The sequence below is a fragment of the Ruegeria sp. AD11(2025) genome (genome assembly GCF_056542405.1).
In genome coordinates this window covers 1-1123 of the sequence record NZ_JBQFZU010000109.1, presented here as the reverse complement: position 1 = coordinate 1123, position 1123 = coordinate 1, and the positions used below count along the sequence as shown (strand labels likewise).

The 1123-nt window shown below is 56.3% G+C and carries 1 protein-coding gene and 1 pseudogene; one reads left to right on the top strand and one right to left on the bottom strand.

The annotated features are described in order from the left end of the window. Positions 1-923, top strand: a pseudogene (locus ACR1XY_RS24550) (DNA polymerase III subunit alpha); the annotation flags it as partial. On the opposite strand, the gene ACR1XY_RS24545 reads toward ACR1XY_RS24550, so the two are convergent. Beyond that, a complete protein-coding gene (locus tag ACR1XY_RS24545; protein WP_480597425.1) occupies positions 908-1117 on the bottom strand; it encodes a hypothetical protein in 210 nt (69 codons plus the stop codon). The pseudogene ACR1XY_RS24550 and the gene ACR1XY_RS24545 sit on opposite strands and share 16 nt — an antisense overlap. Positions 1118-1123: the final 6 nt, after the last annotated feature.

The following is a 1123-nucleotide window of genomic DNA, read 5'->3' as shown; positions in this document are numbered from 1 at the left end:
TGTCCAAGATGATCCCGGTCGAAGGGGTCAAGCCGGTGTCCATCGAAAAGGCCCTCAAAGACGAACCGCGCTTGCGCGAAGAGGCGCGCAGTGAGGAAGTCGTAGAGCGTCTGTTGAACTACGGTCAGCAGGTTGAAGGTTTATTGAGGAACGCGTCGACGCATGCGGCGGGTGTTGTCATCGGTGACCGCCCTCTGGACGCGCTGGTGCCTATTTATCAAGATCCACGCTCAGACATGCCCGCGACCCAGTTCAACATGAAATGGGTGGAACAGGCCGGGCTGGTAAAGTTCGACTTTCTGGGTTTGAAAACACTCACCGTGATCCAGAATGCGATGGATTTGATCTTCAAATCCGGGCGGGATCTGCATATCGCCGCCGATGGCACAGAACTCTATAAACCCGCTGAAGGGGCCAAAAACGAGATAAATGCCATACCCTTGGATGACGAGGCTACCTACAAACTCTACTCGGCAGCCAAGACGGTGGCGGTGTTCCAGGTGGAATCCTCGGGCATGATGGACGCGCTCAAGCGCATGAAACCGACCTGTATCGAAGACATTGTGGCCCTCGTTGCACTGTACCGTCCCGGCCCGATGGAAAACATCCCGAAGTATTGCGAGGTCAAAAACGGACTCAGCAAGCGCGATATGCTGCATCCAACGGTCGATCATATTCTGGACGAGACACAAGGCATCATCGTCTATCAGGAACAGGTGATGGAGATCGCGCAGGAAATGGCCGGCTATTCGCTTGGGGGCGCTGACCTGCTGCGCCGCGCGATGGGCAAAAAGATCCAAGAGGCGATGGATGCCGAGCGGCCCAAATTCCTCAAAGGTGCGGCAGAGAACGGCGTCGACACCGACAGAGCGACCGAGGTTTGGAACCTGCTCGACAAGTTCGCCAACTACGCCTTCAACCAGCCGGTTTGATAGCTGACCACCGCATAGGCGGCGGCGTGGGATTTGTTGAAGCCGTAATTGGCGAATTTCTCGAGTAGGTCGAAGACTTCGCTGGCTTTCTTGGCATCCACCCCGTTTTCTGCCGCGCCTTTTTCGAACTTGGGGCGTTCGGCATCCATCGCCTCTTTGATCTTCTTACCCATCGCCCGGCGCAGCAGGTC